Source organism: Desulfovibrio sp. Fe33 (assembly GCF_028532725.1).
Lineage (GTDB): Bacteria > Desulfobacterota > Desulfovibrionia > Desulfovibrionales > Desulfovibrionaceae > Pseudodesulfovibrio.
This window is the reverse complement of sequence record NZ_JAQKGU010000003.1, coordinates 24,359-39,539: the sequence shown is the minus strand read 5'-3', so window position 1 is coordinate 39,539 and position 15,181 is coordinate 24,359. Positions and strand designations below refer to the sequence as shown.

The window sequence follows — 15,181 nt, the reverse complement described above, 5'->3', positions numbered from 1 at the left end:
CTATGAACATAGAAAAGACTCTGCAATCCCTCCTGGGCCGGGTAAACTACGCCCGCGACATCCTAGGCAACAAATCCCGCCCCGAGCTGGACGCCTTCGCCACGGAAATCTCCCGATTCCAGGAGAAGAACGCCGATCTCTCCGAGGAGCAGGCCATCCGGGCCGTGGAATCCCTGGACAAGCGGCTGTCCACCATGGAAACCGCCATCGACGCCCAACTGACCGCCATGGACAAGGTGCGCATCGTGCGCCACCCCCAGCGGGCCAGTCTCAAGGACATCCTGGAGAACGTTTACGACAATTATACTGAAATGGGCGGCCAGGACGAACACTCCATCGATCCCGGTATGCTCATCGCCCGCGCCTACATCACCCGCCGCCGCGGCAAGAAGATCATAAACCAGCCGGTCATGGTCGTGGGCCAGGAGAAGGGACACGGCGAGGAATTCCGCAATGGCGGCTCCATCAAGCCTTGGGGCAACTCCAAAGCGCTCAAGTACATGAAGGTCGCGGCCCGGGAACAGATTCCCATCCACGCCTACGTGAACACGCCCGGTTCCTACCCCATCGAGGACTTCCCCGGCGCGGCGCAGCAGATAGCCGAGAACATTTATGAAATGGCCGGACTGGACGTGCCCATCGTGGCGATCTTCTCCGAAGGCGGTTCCGGCGGCGCCGAGGCCATCGGCATGGCCGACAAGCGCCTGATGCTCTCCCACGGCTACTACTCCGTCATTTCCCCGGAGGGTGCGGCCGCCATTGAGGGGCACATTCGCGGCTCCGAGCGCGCCCCGGCGGAACTCATCGAGTCCTGCGCCTTGGCGCAACGCATCACGGCCCAGGACAACCTCGCCAACGGCTACATCGACGAAATCATCCAGGAGCCGCCTCTGGGCGCTCGGGCCGATCATTTCGACTTCTTCAAGCAAGTCCGTGAGCAGGTCGTCCGCGCCACGGACGAGGTGGCGTTGAGCGTTCGCGGCGTGCGGCTGTTCCGAGCCGTCGCCCTGCGCCACTTCAAAAAGAACACCGACGTCATCGTGCGCTGGTCTCTCAACGAGAAGGCCCGCGAACGCCTGGTCGCCAAGCGGTTTCGCAAGTACCGCCGCATGGCCCAGAGCGCCTACCAGGACAACCGTTCCCTGCTGGAGAAGCTCAGCGCCACCAGTTCGGGCATTGTCTCCAACTCGGCCAGCCTGATCCTGTACGGGCTTATCAAGCCCTTCAAGCACCGCGTGGAGCGGATCGTCGAAGAGGTCTCGGACGAGGCGCATGTCATCACGGCCAAAATCGACGCCGTGCTGCGCGGTATGCTGAAAAAAATCGGCATCACCTCCACCATGGACAAACAGAAGGAAATGGAGCTGACGGGACTGTCCCAGACCGAGCCGGAAGCGCCCGCCCTGGTCAACGACAGCGACTATGTCAGCCCCCAGGCCCTTGAGGACCGCGAAGTCACTTGTCCGCACTCCCGCAAACGCGGCTGCCTGGATATCTGGGCGCGCGACCTGTTCACCGACTATGCGGGCGTCTGCCCCAACTGCGGCTACAACTTCCCCATGGAATACCAGTGGTATCTCCATAACGTCTTCGACCGCGGTTCCGTGCGGGAATTCAACCGGGACATCGCTTCCGGCAATCCCACCGACTTCCCCAACTTCTCGGGAAGAATCGAGGCCGCAAAAAAGAAGACCGGTCTGCAATCGAGCTGCCTGACCTTCAACGCCAGCCTCGAAGGGTTGCGCGTCACCTGTGCCACCCTGGTGGCGAAATTCAGGGGCGGCTCCGTGGGAGCGGCCGAAGGCGAAAAGTTCATCCGCGCCCTGGAACTGGCCCGGACCAAGCACCAGCCGTTCCTGGCCTACATTCACGGCACGGCCGGCATCCGCATCCAGGAAGGCGTCAACGGCCTCATCCAGATGCCCCGAGTCACCATGGCCGTTCGCCGCTACATTGAGGAAGGCGGACTGTATATAGTCCTTTACGACACCAACTCCTATGCCGGTCCGGTGGCCTCTTTCCTGGGCTGCTCGCCCTACCAGTATGCGGTGCGTTCTTCGCGCATAGGCTTTGCCGGTCCCGGCGTCATCAAGGAGACCACCGGTCTGGAAATTCCGCCCAACTACCACAACTGCTACAAGGCGCTTTCCAGGGGCCACATTCAGGGCGTGTGGAGCCGCAAGGACATCCGCAAGAACCTGCATCAGGCCTTCCTGACCATCGGCGGCCGAAACCTCTACTACCGCTAACCGCGCAGCTTCGCTTAATCAAAAAAGGCAGCCTCAGGCTGCCTTTTTTATTGCTGAAACAAAAATTTCAAAGACCCGTCACCGGGAAGTAACAACCGATCGCGCCTCCCATGTAAGAGAACGGGTGCGCGAGTCGCATGGCGGTGACAACTCGACGTCACGAGGCGGCATGGCCATGCAGCCCAAACACATACTCGATCCGCCTTTCCAGTTACGGGGGAACGACGATGCATACGGAACTATCAGCGGACATTCTCAGGGAACTCCCTACCGGGCCCATGCTGACCAGGACCCTCATCCTCATTACCATCAAAGATTATGTAAAGCTCAAGGAGATGTACGGACAAAGCTTCGTCGATCTCCTCGAAAAGGAACTGGGGGAATCCCTGGCTTCCACGGCGGCCGCCAACAAAGCCCGCAACATGCGCGTCATCAGACCGGCAGCAGGCAAAGCGGCCTTCCTTGTCCCCCAAGACAACAATCCCGCCGACATCGCCTACGAATACAAAACCCAGGCCCAGAAAGACTTGGAGCCGACGATGCTCCGCCACACGGGACTTGGCATCGACCTCGGCATGGGCTTCGCGCCGATTCCCATAGCGCCCGACAACGACCAGTGGGGCGCGGCCCTGAACAAGGCGCTCAACACGGCCCTGCGCATGGAAAGCCGTCCCCTGAACATGAACGAGCTGTCCATCACCAGCCGCTTCAACACCATCCTCGTCCAAGGGTGGGTCTCGGCCCATTATCAACCCATTCTGGACTTCCGAACGGACACCATTCTCGGATGGGAGGCCCTTGCGCGCGGACCCGAGGGGTCCGCATTCCGCTCCCCGGTCATGCTGTTCCAGACCGCCGAGGAGCTGGGCCGCCTCTTCGCCCTCGAAAAGCTCTGCCGCGAAGCGGCCATTCGCAACGTGGGCGAACTCAAGGACGGCCAAAAGCTCTTTCTGAACATCCATCCTAAGACCATGGCCGACCCGTCGTTTTCCCCGGGCCAGACCCTGGACCTCATGGACAAGTACGGTTTGACCCCGGACAACGTGGTCTTTGAGATCACCGAGCAGCACAGCGTCCAGGATTTCGACCTGTTCTACCGCGCCCTGGCGCACTACCGCAGCCAGGGATTCCAAATCGCGGTGGACGACGCTGGCGCGGGCTATTCCGGGCTGACCCTCATAGCCGAACTTCAGCCCGACTACATCAAGCTCGACAAATCGCTCATCGACGACATCCACAAAGACCCGGTCAAACGCGCTCTGGTGGAGACCACGGCCACATTCGCGGACAAAATCGGTTCCCGGATCATAGGTGAAGGCATCGAGACCAGGGAACAGGCCATTTGCCTCAAGAACATCGGGGTTCACTGCGGCCAGGGGTATTTTCTTGCCCGGCCGGCCGCCCCCAAGCCGGATGTAAACGAGGAATGCCGCCATCTCAAAACCGTCGGCGACATCTCCAACAATATTATCTGTTCCCCGCCCGTGGGCGATCTGGCCAAAGCCCCTCACGCCATGGAGATGTCCTGCCTGGTAGCCTCTGCCCACGATTTCTTCCGTAAAAACGATACGTTCACGAACATCGTTGTCGTCCGGGACAACGTGCCCAAGGGGCTGGTCATGGAATACCACCTCAACCGCCAGCTTTCCTCCCAGTTCGGCATAGCCCTGTACCACAAGCGGAGCATCGACACGATCATGGACAAGAGCCCGCTCATCGTGGACGCGGACATGCCGGTGGAACAGGCCGCGCGCACGGCCATGAAGCGGGAGCACATCAAGACCTACGACGATATCATCGTGACCAAGAAAGGGCTGCTCTACGACGTGGTCACGGTCCAGGACCTGCTCAACGTCCTGGCCAAAATTCAGGTGGAGATGGCCAAGGGAACCAACCCCCTGACCGGCCTGCCCGGCAACGTGGCCATCGAGCAGGAAGTGGAAACCCGCATCAAGCAGAAACGGCAGTTCAGCATCATCTACGGCGATCTGGACCACTTCAAGGTCTACAACGACACCTACGGCTTCAAAAGCGGCGACCGGATAATCAAGCTGGCCGCCGACATCATGTCGTGGGCCACGCGCAAACATGCGCCCCACGACGCCCGCCTCTGCCATATCGGCGGCGACGACTTCGTGCTCATCACCCCGCCCGATTCCGTCCACAAGCTATGCCAATCGATCACCCGCTGTTTCGGCCGCCTGGTCAAAAGCTGCTACTGCATGGAAGACAAGGAACGCGGATGGATTCGAGCCAGAGGGCGCGACGACAAGGAACGAAGGTATCCCCTGGTGACGATCTCCCTCGGAGTCATTGAAATCGACGGTCCCTGCTCCCTCATGGAAATCGGGGAGCGCGCCGCTCACATCAAGAAATACGCCAAGTCCATTCCCGGCAATTCCGTGGCCATCGACCGCCGCCCCGCCATCGGCAAGAGTGAATCGGCAACCTGCCGGGGATAGTTCCGCCGGGCTTGAAGGCGCGCCTCGCCGATTGCCGCACAACAAAGATGAAGGGAACTTCCATTTTAACGCCTTGAAGAAAAAAATCAGGCGTTGCAAGCCGCTTCGCGGCAATAGTCAGGTGATTTCGCCTCCGGCGGGCAAGGGTTCGCCCCTTGCATCCCTTGTAAGCGCCCTTGGCGCGGATTTTTTTCGCTCCGCAGTGTTCTGTAACGAAAGCGGTGAGTTATATATGGATCAAAAAAAAAGGCCGGTCACCCGGCCTTTTGTATGTTCGCTTATCGCGTCAGCTTCCTGAATTTCAACCGATGCGGATGATCCGCATCAGCGCCCAGGCGTTTTTTGCGGTCGGCGTCGTAGTCGCTGTAGTTGCCTTCCAACATAACCACCTGCGCATCGCCCTCGAAGGCGATGATGTGAGTGGCGATACGGTCGAGGAACCAGCGGTCGTGGCTGATGACCAGAACACAGCCCGCGAAATTCTCCAGGCCGTCCTCCAGGGCGCGCATGGTGTTGACGTCCAGATCATTGGTCGGTTCGTCGAGAAGCAGCACGTTGGCCCCGGATTTGAGCATCTGGGCCATATGCACGCGGTTGCGCTCGCCGCCGGAAAGGACGTCGACCTTCTTCTGCTGATCCTGTCCCGCAAAATTGAAACGGGAACAATAAGCCCGGGCGTTGACCTCGCGGTCGCCGAGTTTGATGAACTCGGCCCCACCGCTGATGATCTCATACACGGTCTTGCCGGGAATGAGGGAATCGCGGTTCTGGTCGGCGTAGGCGAGCTTGACCGTGGCGCCAAGGGTCAGAGTTCCGGAGTCGGGCTGTTCCTCGCCCACGATCATCTTGCACAGGGTGGATTTACCCGCGCCGTTCGGACCGATAATGCCGACGATGGCGTTAGGCGGCAGAATGAAGCTGACATTCTCCATGAGCAGCTTGTCACCCTTGGACTTGGTCACGTTTTCAGCCACGATGACCTGCTTGCCGAGATGGGGTCCCGGCGGAATGTAGATTTGCAGATCGTCCGCCAAACGCTCGGCCTCGTGGGAAAGCATGGACTCGTAGGCATTGATGCGCGCCTTGGACTTGGCGCGGCGGCCCTTGGGCGACATGCGGATCCATTCCAGTTCGCGCTCCAGCGTCTTCTGGCGGTCGGCCTCCTGCTTGCCTTCCTGGGCGAGACGGTTCTGCTTCTGCTCAAGCCAGGAGGAATAGTTGCCCTTCCAGGGAATACCGCGGCCGCGGTCGAGTTCAAGAATCCAACCCGCCACGTTATCCAGGAAGTAACGGTCATGGGTAACGGCGATAACGGTGCCGGGGAAGGACGAAAGATACCGTTCCAGCCAGCCCACGGAGTCCGCGTCCAGATGGTTGGTCGGCTCGTCGAGAAGCAGGATGTCCGGGGCCTGGAGCAAAAGGCGGCACAGGGCGACGCGGCGGCGTTCACCACCGGAAATGACGGAAACCGAAGTATCGCCGGGGGGGCAGCGAAGGGAATCCATGGCCATTTCGAGCTTGGAATCGATGTCCCAGGCTCCCTTGGCGTCCATGAGTTCCTGCACCTGGCCCTGACGCTCGATAAGGGCGTCCATCTCCTCGGGTTCCATGGGCTCGGCGAACTTCTCGTTGATGGCGTTGTATTCACGAACGATGCTCATGATCTCGCCCACGCCTTCCTCGACGACCTCACGCACGGTGCGCGTCTCGTCAACCAGAGGCTCCTGTTCGAGATAGCCGATGGAGTATCCGTCCTTGACTTGGATGTCGCCCTCGAACCGATCGTCCACTCCGGCCAGGATCTTCAGGAGCGACGATTTGCCCGAACCGTTCAGGCCGAGCACGCCGATCTTGGCGCCATAGAAATAGGACAGGGAGACGTTCTTGAGAACTTCCTTCTGCCCGTGACGCTTGGTCACCTTGTACATGGAATAGATGATCTTTTCCGCTTCGTTGCTCATTATAACCTCGTTAAAAGTGATTTCACGCAGCAACCGAGCTAAGTATACGACTGCAACACCGCTTTCAAGTCGTTTTTATCGTATTCATGTTCGGCCAGCCTTGCGCCAAGACCAAACACAGGCTTTTCGGCCCGATAGATGATCCCCAACGGAATCCGGTCGCCGAATTCCTCGCTCAGGACCATGGCCGCGCCCCAGTCCGACGGGTCGTGGTTCTGGGGGAAATAGACTCTCTGGCTGTACCAGCCGTAGGTATTTACCTTGTTGAAGGAGACACAAGGCTGGAGAATGTCCACCAAAGAAAATCCCTTGTAGGCCATGGCCTCCCTGATGACCTCGGACAGATGCTCCGGTTCCCCGGAAAAGGCGCGGGCGACAAAGCCAGCCTTCATGGCCACGGCGACGCTGACCGGGTTGAAGGCGTCGGATCGGTTGCCCTCAGGCTGGGCCTTGGTTACATGGCCACGCGCCGAAGTAGGACTGGCCTGGCCCTTTGTCAGGCCATAAATCTGGTTGTCGTGGACAAGCAAGGTCAGATCGATGTTGCGTCGGATGGCGGCGAGAAAGTGGTTGCCCCCTTCGCCATAGGTGCAGCCGTCGCCGGAAACGCAAAGCACGGCCGCTTCCGGGTTGGCCATCTTGATGCCCTGGGCCACGGGCAGCGCCCGGCCGTGAAGCCCGTTGAACATGTTGCAACGCAGATAGTGCGGCAGTTTGGCCGCCTGGCCTATCCCGGACGAGATGATGACGTCGCGGGGCGCGATCCCCTGCACGGCAAGCGCCTGCTTAAGGCTCTTGAGGATGAGGAAATTGCCGCAACCGGGACACCAGGAAGTATCAAAATCGCCGTATTCTTCTATAGAAACCATAAGTTGCCGCTCCAGTTCTAGAGGATGTCGGTAAGGCCCTTGAGGACGTATTCCCAGGTCATGGCGCGGCCATCGAACCGCAGGACGCGGTCGGGAATCACGAAGCCGGTTTCGCCCGCGATGACCCGGGCGAACTGGGCCGTGGCGTTGCCCTCGACGGCGACAACCCTGCCCGCGCTTTCCAGGAAGTCCATGAACTGCTCCTCGCGCAACGGGTAGACCTGCTTGAAATGCAGTACGGCCAGGGATTTGTCGCCCTCGTAGCGGTCCACAGCCTCCAGGCAGGCTCCCAATGTGGGCCCCCAGCAAACCAGCAGCACATCGGCGTTCTCCCCGCCGTAATAATCCGGGCCGATGACCTCTTCGAACAAACCGGACTCCTTGCGCAACCGCTTGGAATTCTGGTTTACGCGAACGGCCTTGTCCTCGGTGACCCGCGAGCTTTCGTCATGCTCATGCGAATCGGCCCGAACCAGGGCCTCGGAAAATCCGGGAACCAATCGCGGAGAAACGCCGTCTTCCGTCTCGGCGTAGCGCTTGTATTCGCCGCCGTTCCATTCCAGAAGCGGCCGGGCAACCTCGGGAAGGCCGTCCAGGTCAAAAGGCTCCACATCCCGGTAGGAATCCGCCAGATATTGCTCGGAGAGGACGAAGACCGGAGTCTGATAGGTCTCGGCCAGATCAAAGGCGCGATGCGTCAAATAGAAGCATTCTTCGGGCGTGGCGGGCGCGAAGACGGCCCTGGGGAACTCACCGTGTCCGGCGTGAAGCACCAGATCGAGATCCGCCTGCTCGGTCCGGGTGGCCATCCCCGTGGCCGGACCGGGCCGCTGGACCACGATGCAAACTACAGGGGTTTCCGACACGCCCGCCAGACTGACGGCTTCTCCCATGAGAGCGAAGCCGCCGCCGGAGGTCGTCACCAAGGTCCTGGCTCCGGCGTAGGATGCGCCCATGGCCATGTTCATGGCCGCCAGCTCGTCCTCGGCCTGCTCGTATTGCAGCCCGAGCGGCGCGCCTTTGGCGATGAGCGTCATGGCCACGGAGGAAGACGGCGTCATGGGATAGTAGGAAACAAAATTGCAGCCGGCGGCCAGCGCGCCCAGGGCGATGGCCTCGTTGCCGTTCAGCATCATCCTGCCCGGGCCGCTTCCCGGCCCGACGCGACGGGAAAACCCGTAATCCCGATCCGAAGCCCAGGCATAGGCGTTGCGCAGGACTTCCAGGTTGGCCCCGATCACCTCCTCGCCCTTCCTGCCGAAGGTCTGCCTGAGCAGGTCTTCAAGGATGCCGCGTTCAAGACCTATGGTCCGGCCGAGCACGCCGAGCATGACGGTGTTGTGAAAAAGCGGTTTGGGAGCAAGTTCCTCGAAGGGAATGCGGAGGGCTTCACGCTCCCCGGTTTCAAAATCGGTTCCGGCCACAACCAGCCCCCCGTCAACGACATCGCCGACGTGCCGGGAAAAAGCCTCGGCGTTGAGAGCGGCCAGAATGTCGATGGATTCGGTTCCGCCGGACAAGTCCTCCCCGCCCATGCGGATGGCATATGTGTTGAGTCCGCCGCGCACCCGGGACATGTACCGTTGCGTCACCAAAAGATGATGCCCCGCCCTTACCACGGCCTTGGAAAGCAACTGACCGATGGTGACCAATCCCTGGCCCGCCGCGCCGCCTATGACGACATTGATGCTTTTACCCGACATGCCTTCCCCTGCTTATCGTTAAAAAAAAGCCGGGAGGAACATACGTTCCTCCCGGCCGACAAATTCTGTCGGCTACGCGTTGGTCGGCGGGGTGAAGACCCTGGTGCCGAGATCGCGGTCGAGCATGAACAGTCCGCCGCCGTCGCCCACGAGCTTGAGCTTGCCGACGGCATCGCTCACGGAATCCTCTTCCTCGACCTGCTCGGAGATGAACCACTGCAGGAAGATGCCCACGGCGTGGTTGCGCTCCTCCACGGCCAGATCGGCGATCTTGTTGATGCGCGCGGTAACGCCCTTCTCATGTTCGAGGGCTTCCTCGAAAGCTACCAGCGGCGTCTCCCAGCTATGCTGCGGAGCATCGATGGTGCCGAGCTTGGCATGTCCGCCGGCCTCATTGATGTAATTGAAGAACCGCATGGCGTGGAACATTTCTTCCTGATACTGCGCATACATCCAGGCGGAGAAGCCGGACAGCCCCTCGTTGGCGAAATGGGAGGCCATGGAAAGGTAGATATGTGCGGAATAGATTTCCCAGTTCATCTGCGCGTTGAGCGCATTTTCGAGTTTCTCGCTGAGCATGACTGACGTCTCCTTGACTTTATTGTTCTCTCATACGCGGGGCGTACGGACCACGCCCCCTTCCAATGGGAAATAATAATCATCACAAACGGAATGACCAGCCCATTCCAGACCATTTTTTGTACTGTTTTGCAACCGTCCGCGAGCTAGGGCGCGGGGGCTAGTAGAGACGGTTCTGATCGAAAATATCCCGCAGACGATAGGCCAGATGCGTGTGGCGATTGCCCGAGGTGGCATTGTTCAGGCCGATCTTGAAGGCGCGTTCCGAGCCGATGAGCACCGCAAGCTGGCGGGCGCGGGTAAGTCCGGTGTAGAGCAGGTTCCGCTGCAACAGCAGGAAGTGCTGGGTGACGATGGGCATAACCACGGCCGGATACTCGCTTCCCTGCGACTTGTGCACGCTGACCGCGTAGGCGAGGCCGATCTCGTCCAGATCCGAAGACTCGAAGTGGACGTAGTTCCCGTCGAACTCGACCATAAGCTCCTGATCTTCCTTGTTCACTTCCATAATCCAGCCGAGGTCGCCGTTGAACACTTCCTTATCGTAGTTGTTCTTGAGCTGGATGACCCGATCGCCCTCGCGAAAGATGGCGAACTTGCGCTTAAGCTCGCGCACGCCCGGCCTGGAGGGGTTGAGCCGCTCCTGAAGGGCCCCGTTCAGGGCCTGGGTACCCACATCCCCCTTGTGCATGGGGGTGAGCACCTGGATATCGCGCATGGGGTCCAGCCCGTACCGCTCCGGAATACGCTCGCAAACCGAATCGAGAATCAGCCTCTGGACCTTGACCGGGTCCTCCTGGGGAACCCAATAGAAATCGGCCTCGGGCGGCGGGCTCGGGTGCTGACGCGGGAATTTGCCCTCATTGATGCGGTGGGCGTTGACCACGATGAAGCTCTCCTGCGCCTGGCGGAAGATGTGGGTCAGCACGGAACACGGCACGCGGCCGGAATCGATAAGATCGCCCAGGACATTGCCCGGCCCCACGCTGGGCAACTGGTTCACGTCGCCCACGAGAATAAGGCGGCATGTATGCGGCAATGCCCGCAGAATGGAAACGAAAAGCTGGGCGTCAACCATGGAGGCCTCATCCACCACAAGGACATCAGCCTTGAGCTTCTGGTCCTCGCAGTAGTGAAATCCGCCGTCGGGCTGGAATTGCAGCATACGATGCACGGTTTTGGCGGAATGACCGGTGGCCTCGGCCATGCGCTTCGCCGCACGGCCCGTGGGAGCGGCCTGCATGACCTTGAGGCCGAGCTCCTTGAGGGTCAGGAGAATCGCCTTGGTGATGGTCGTCTTTCCGGTACCGGGTCCGCCGGTGATAATGAAAACCTTGTTGGAACACGCCTCGAAAACGGCCTCCCGCTGCTCCTCGGACAGGGTAAAGCCGAGCTTGTCCTCCACCTTGGGCAACGTCTTGTCGATCTTCTTGCGGGAAATAGGCGTGGGGTGGCTGACCAACTGATAGAGGCGCTGGGTGGTCTCGTTCTCATAATGAAAAAAATACATGAGGTAGACCGCCTCGGATATGCCCTGCGCGGACAAATCCTCGATACGGATGCGCTTCTTCTCCTCAAGCCCGTAGAGAGCAAGCTCCAGCTTGTCGTAATCCGTGGTGTCGAGCATCCGGGCCACGTCCTCAAGCAGCTTAGGCTTGGGAATGAACAGGTGGCCGTTGCGCTCGCAGGAAGTCAGCATGGTGTAGGCGATGGCCGCTTCCAGGCGTTGCGAGCAATCCGGAGGGAAACCGAGCTTCATGGCCATGTGGTCGGCGGTCTTGAACCCCACACCCCGAATCTCGTAGGCAAGGTCGTAAGGATTCTCCCGCAGCTTGGCCTCGGCCTGCGCCCCGTAGAGATGAAATATCTTTCCCGCGAAAGTGGTCGGGACATTATGGGACTGAAGAAACACCAGCAGGTTCTTGATCTCCCGCTGGCGGCTCCACGACTCGATGATGTCCTCAAGCTTCCGTTTGGAGATGCCCTTGATCTTCAGGAGCTGCTCAGGATCGTCGTCGAGCAGGTCCAGGACCTCCACGCCGAATTCCTCGACAATGAGGGTGGCGGTCTTCTCGCCCACGCCCTTGATGGACGACTGCAAAAAGCGAATGACGCCGTTCTCGGTGGCGGGCCTTGCCTGATCGAAAGTGACCACCTCGAACTGGCGGCCGAACTTGGGATGCACCGTCCATCTGCCCTGAAGGTTCAGCGTCGCGCCCCCGGCCAGTTCGCCCAAGGTCCCGACGATGGTGATCTGTCCAGGCTCGTTTTTGGTCCGAACCCGGGCGATGGCGTAGCCGTTTTCCTTGTTGTGATACACGACGCCGACAACCTCGACGTCAGGCAGGGAAATGAGTTGTTCGTCGCTCATGCGAAGAGCCCGTTAAACCTTCTGCCGATGGACGAGGGACTGCTTGAGGGTCTCCTTGTCCATGAACTTGACCTCGCCCCCGATGGGAATGCCCTGGGCGAGCCGGGTTGCCGAAACGCCCGGAAATTCGGACTCCACCAAGTTCTTGACGTAGGAGGCGGTCGCCTCGGCGTCGAGGGTGGCCCCAAGGGCGAGAATCAATTCGGTGAAGTCGCCGGTGGAGAGCCTGCGCCGCAGCCGGTCGATTTCAAGCTGCCCGGGGTCAACGCCGTCCAGAGGAGACAGCAGCCCGCCAAGAACGAGGTATTTGCCGCGATAAATGCCCATCTCCTCCATGGCCAGGAGCGCGTCCCACTCAGGCACCAGACAGAGTTGCCCGGTATCGCGGGAGGGATCGGCGCAGATGGCGCACGGGCTGGACTCGGCCAGACAGGCGCAGTCCTCGCAAAGACAAAGCCGCTCGCGCAGCTCGATGATGGACTGCCCCACTCCGGCCGCCCGTTCGCGGGGCATCTTGAGCAGGGTCAGGGCAATGCGCAGGGCGGATTTTGGGCCGATGCCGGGCAGGCTCGACAACTGGTCGACCACTTCCTTGAGCGGTCCGGGAAGATTCTGCAATTCGACTCCTTGGGGAAAACCGACGCCCGAAGGCGTGCGAATGGGACGGCCGGACCTTTCGCCGGGCCGCTTCCGCACGCCTTCGACCGGCCGGAGCTAGAACATGCCGGGGATGGAGATGCCGCCGGTGACGCCCTTCATGGCCTCCTCCATCATCTCCTTGGATTTCTTGAGCGCTTCGTTGGCCGCGGTCATGACCAGATCCTGCAACATCTCAACGTCGCCCGCCTCCACGACGGAAGGCTCGATGCGCACCTCGGTGACTTCCTGAGCGCCGGTCACCTTGACGGTGACCATGCCGCCGCCGCTGGTGGCCTCGACCTCGCGGGTCTTGAGGGCATCCTGGGCCTCGGTCATCTTGCGCTGCATGATCTGGGCCTGACGGAGCATCTCGTTCATGCCTTTCATTATATTCTCCTCAAGTCGTATCTTAGTGTTTTCTATGACTTACAGAAAGCATCTGGGCGTTGAAGGCCTCCATGACCCTGATTACGCCTGGATGATTTTCCGCCTCTTCCATAAGTTGCTTGTCCGATTTCGGCTCGGCAATATCGCCTGTTTCCACACGAACCTCAACCGTTGGACCGAAATATTCCCTGGTCAGACCGTCGAGGGCGGCCAGGGTGGATTTTTCCTTGAGTTGCGCACACATCGTTCTGCTCTTGCAGACGATCTTCAACGCATTCCTTTCCCGTTCGCCCGAGGTCAGATGGAGCATGGAAACCCGGACTCCCGCCTCTCCGTTGCGCGCCTCCACGAATTTGAGAAACCCTTCCCAGTCGCGCGGACCGGGGATGGACGCGGGCGTTACGCGCTGCGTCACGGTTTCGGACAGGGGCGTCGCATCCGATGGGCCAACGGGCTCGGGCTCCGGGTCGGGCCGAGCCGACGGAGCGCTCTTGGGCGGAACCGGTCCGGAACCGTGCGGTTCCCGCGCGTCGTGCGTCGGCCGAGGCGCCCGGCTCGGGGGCGCGGCGGAGGGCTGAACAGGCTGCGGCGGGACCGATTGCCGCCGGGGAGGCTGCTGGACAGGCTGCGGCGGAGCGAACTGCCGTCCGCCCTGGGGCGCGTCGCCCCGGCCGCCCGGCATGAAACCGCCGGGCCCGCCCTGCGCCGAGCCGCCCTGCCCGCCTCCGGAAGCGGGAGGCCTGGACACGCCGCCGGAACGGGGGCCCATGGTCTCCAGATTGATGAGGTCGGGCAGACTGGTCAGGTTGAGCAAAAGCAGCTCAAGAGCCAAAGCCGGTTCCAGGCTGGTCATGACCTTGCGCTGGCCGTCCAGAGTCATCTGCCAACAGGCATGGATATGGGCGGGTTCGAATTTGTTGGCCCAATTCAGCCAACCGGCCGCCTCCTCCCCGGACATGCCGAGCAGAGGCAGCGCCGCCTCCCCGGCCTGCCGGAGCAGAAACATGTTCCGCCAGCAACTGGTCAGCTCGCGCAGGAAGAACCCGAGGTCGAGCCCCTGGTCCAAGACCTGCCGCAGGACATGGCCTACGGCCACCAGATCGCGGTTGTGCATGGACTCCATAAGCCCGAAGAAGACATCCTGGCCGGCCAGTCCGAGGAAACCGCGCACATCCGCTTCGCGGAGCACGTCCTCGTCCATTGCCAAAGCCTGGCCGAGCAGCGACATGGAATCGCGCACGCTGCCCGCACCGCGTTTGGCGATGATGGAAAGCGCGCCGGGCTCGTACTTGAGTCCTTCGAGATTCATGATCTTTTCCAGATGCGCCGTCAGTTCGGCCTGAGGCAGCATCTTGAACGTGTAGTGCTGGCATCGGCTGATGATCGTGGCCGGAAACTTGTGGTGCTCGGTAGTGGCCATGATGAAGGTGGCGCGCGGCGGCGGCTCCTCCAAGGTCTTCAGGAGAGCGTTGAACGCCTCCTTGGTGAGCATGTGGGCCTCATCGATGATGAACACCTTGTAGCGGCATTCGATGGGCGCGTACCCGATGTCCTCCTTGAGGCGGCGGGCGTCGTCGATGCCCCGGTTGGACGCGCCGTCGATCTCGATAACGTCCGGAGCCACGCCCGCAGTGATCTGCCTGCAATGGTCGCATTCGTTGCACGGCTCGCCCGTGGGCGCGTTCACGCAGTTGAGCGCCTTGGCGAAGATGCGGGCGATGGTGGTCTTGCCCACGCCCCGCGTGCCGGAAAAAAGGTAAGCGGGCGCGATCCTGTCCTGGGCGGCCGCCCTGGAAAGAATGGATTTGACCGCCTGTTGTCCGGCAACTTCCTCAAAGGTCTGGGGACGATACTTGGCCGTGAGATTCGCTGTGCTCATGGGTATGCTCGGGGCTGTGGCGCGGAGACGGCATTTGCCGGGAAAGATTGACGGAAAAGGGGAAATCCGACATTCCGCGCCG

The 15,181-nt window shown here is 60.8% G+C and carries 10 protein-coding genes; 2 read left to right on the top strand and 8 right to left on the bottom strand.

Features of this window, described 5'->3' with window-relative positions; genetic code table 11:
• Positions 1 to 2 precede the first annotated feature (2 nt).
• On the top strand, positions 3 to 2,249 hold the full coding sequence (locus PSN43_RS05255; RefSeq protein WP_272699678.1) for a carboxyl transferase domain-containing protein: 2,247 nt from the start codon (positions 3 to 5) through the stop codon (positions 2,247 to 2,249).
• A gap of 278 nt (positions 2,250 to 2,527) precedes the next feature.
• Positions 2,528 to 4,711: a GGDEF domain-containing protein gene (locus tag PSN43_RS05250; protein WP_272699677.1), complete on the top strand. Its 2,184-nt coding sequence runs from the start codon at positions 2,528 to 2,530 to the stop codon at positions 4,709 to 4,711.
• A gap of 278 nt (positions 4,712 to 4,989) precedes the next feature.
• On the opposite strand, the gene ettA is transcribed toward PSN43_RS05250, so the two are convergent.
• The 8 genes from ettA to dnaX all read right to left on the bottom strand — a co-directional run bounded on the left by ettA (position 4,990) and on the right by dnaX (position 15,099).
• Positions 4,990 to 6,672 carry an energy-dependent translational throttle protein EttA gene (gene ettA / locus PSN43_RS05245; RefSeq protein ID WP_272699676.1) on the bottom strand — a complete coding sequence of 561 codons (1,683 nt, stop codon included), beginning with the start codon at positions 6,670 to 6,672 and terminating at the stop codon, positions 4,990 to 4,992.
• A 38-nt stretch (positions 6,673 to 6,710) separates the two neighbouring features.
• Complete coding sequence (locus tag PSN43_RS05240) at positions 6,711 to 7,541, bottom strand: 2-oxoacid:ferredoxin oxidoreductase subunit beta (RefSeq protein ID WP_272699675.1); 831 nt, start codon at positions 7,539 to 7,541, stop codon at positions 6,711 to 6,713.
• A gap of 17 nt (positions 7,542 to 7,558) precedes the next feature.
• Entirely contained in the window at positions 7,559 to 9,244 is a 1,686-nt protein-coding gene (locus tag PSN43_RS05235; protein WP_272699674.1) for a 2-oxoacid:acceptor oxidoreductase subunit alpha, read from the bottom strand.
• Positions 9,245 to 9,316: 72 nt separating this feature from the next.
• The gene (locus PSN43_RS05230; protein ID WP_272699673.1) at positions 9,317 to 9,823 is read right to left on the bottom strand and encodes a ferritin; all 507 of its coding nucleotides are present in this window, start codon (positions 9,821 to 9,823) and stop codon (positions 9,317 to 9,319) included.
• A gap of 160 nt (positions 9,824 to 9,983) precedes the next feature.
• A complete protein-coding gene (gene recD2, locus PSN43_RS05225; protein WP_272699672.1) occupies positions 9,984 to 12,194 on the bottom strand; it encodes an SF1B family DNA helicase RecD2 in 2,211 nt (736 codons plus the stop codon).
• Positions 12,195 to 12,206: 12 nt separating this feature from the next.
• A complete protein-coding gene (gene recR / locus PSN43_RS05220; RefSeq protein ID WP_272699671.1) occupies positions 12,207 to 12,812 on the bottom strand; it encodes a recombination mediator RecR in 606 nt (201 codons plus the stop codon).
• A 96-nt stretch (positions 12,813 to 12,908) separates the two neighbouring features.
• A complete protein-coding gene (locus tag PSN43_RS05215; RefSeq protein ID WP_272699670.1) occupies positions 12,909 to 13,220 on the bottom strand; it encodes a YbaB/EbfC family nucleoid-associated protein in 312 nt (103 codons plus the stop codon).
• A gap of 22 nt (positions 13,221 to 13,242) precedes the next feature.
• Entirely contained in the window at positions 13,243 to 15,099 is a 1,857-nt protein-coding gene (gene dnaX, locus PSN43_RS05210; protein ID WP_272699669.1) for a DNA polymerase III subunit gamma/tau, read from the bottom strand.
• Positions 15,100 to 15,181: the final 82 nt, after the last annotated feature.

Excerpts from the sequence above, each read along its gene's own strand:
- PSN43_RS05255 (WP_272699678.1), top strand. The coding sequence starts at position 3 with ATGAACATAGAAAAGACTCTGCAATCCCTCCTGGGCCGGGTAAACTAC.
- PSN43_RS05250 (WP_272699677.1), top strand. The coding sequence starts at position 2,528 with ATGCTGACCAGGACCCTCATCCTCATTACCATCAAAGATTATGTAAAG.
- ettA (WP_272699676.1), bottom strand. The coding sequence starts at position 6,672 with ATGAGCAACGAAGCGGAAAAGATCATCTATTCCATGTACAAGGTGACC.
- PSN43_RS05240 (WP_272699675.1), bottom strand. The coding sequence starts at position 7,541 with ATGGTTTCTATAGAAGAATACGGCGATTTTGATACTTCCTGGTGTCCC.
- PSN43_RS05235 (WP_272699674.1), bottom strand. The coding sequence starts at position 9,244 with ATGTCGGGTAAAAGCATCAATGTCGTCATAGGCGGCGCGGCGGGCCAG.
- PSN43_RS05230 (WP_272699673.1), bottom strand. The coding sequence starts at position 9,823 with ATGCTCAGCGAGAAACTCGAAAATGCGCTCAACGCGCAGATGAACTGG.
- recD2 (WP_272699672.1), bottom strand. The coding sequence starts at position 12,194 with ATGAGCGACGAACAACTCATTTCCCTGCCTGACGTCGAGGTTGTCGGC.
- PSN43_RS05215 (WP_272699670.1), bottom strand. The coding sequence starts at position 13,220 with ATGAAAGGCATGAACGAGATGCTCCGTCAGGCCCAGATCATGCAGCGC.
- dnaX (WP_272699669.1), bottom strand. The coding sequence starts at position 15,099 with ATGAGCACAGCGAATCTCACGGCCAAGTATCGTCCCCAGACCTTTGAG.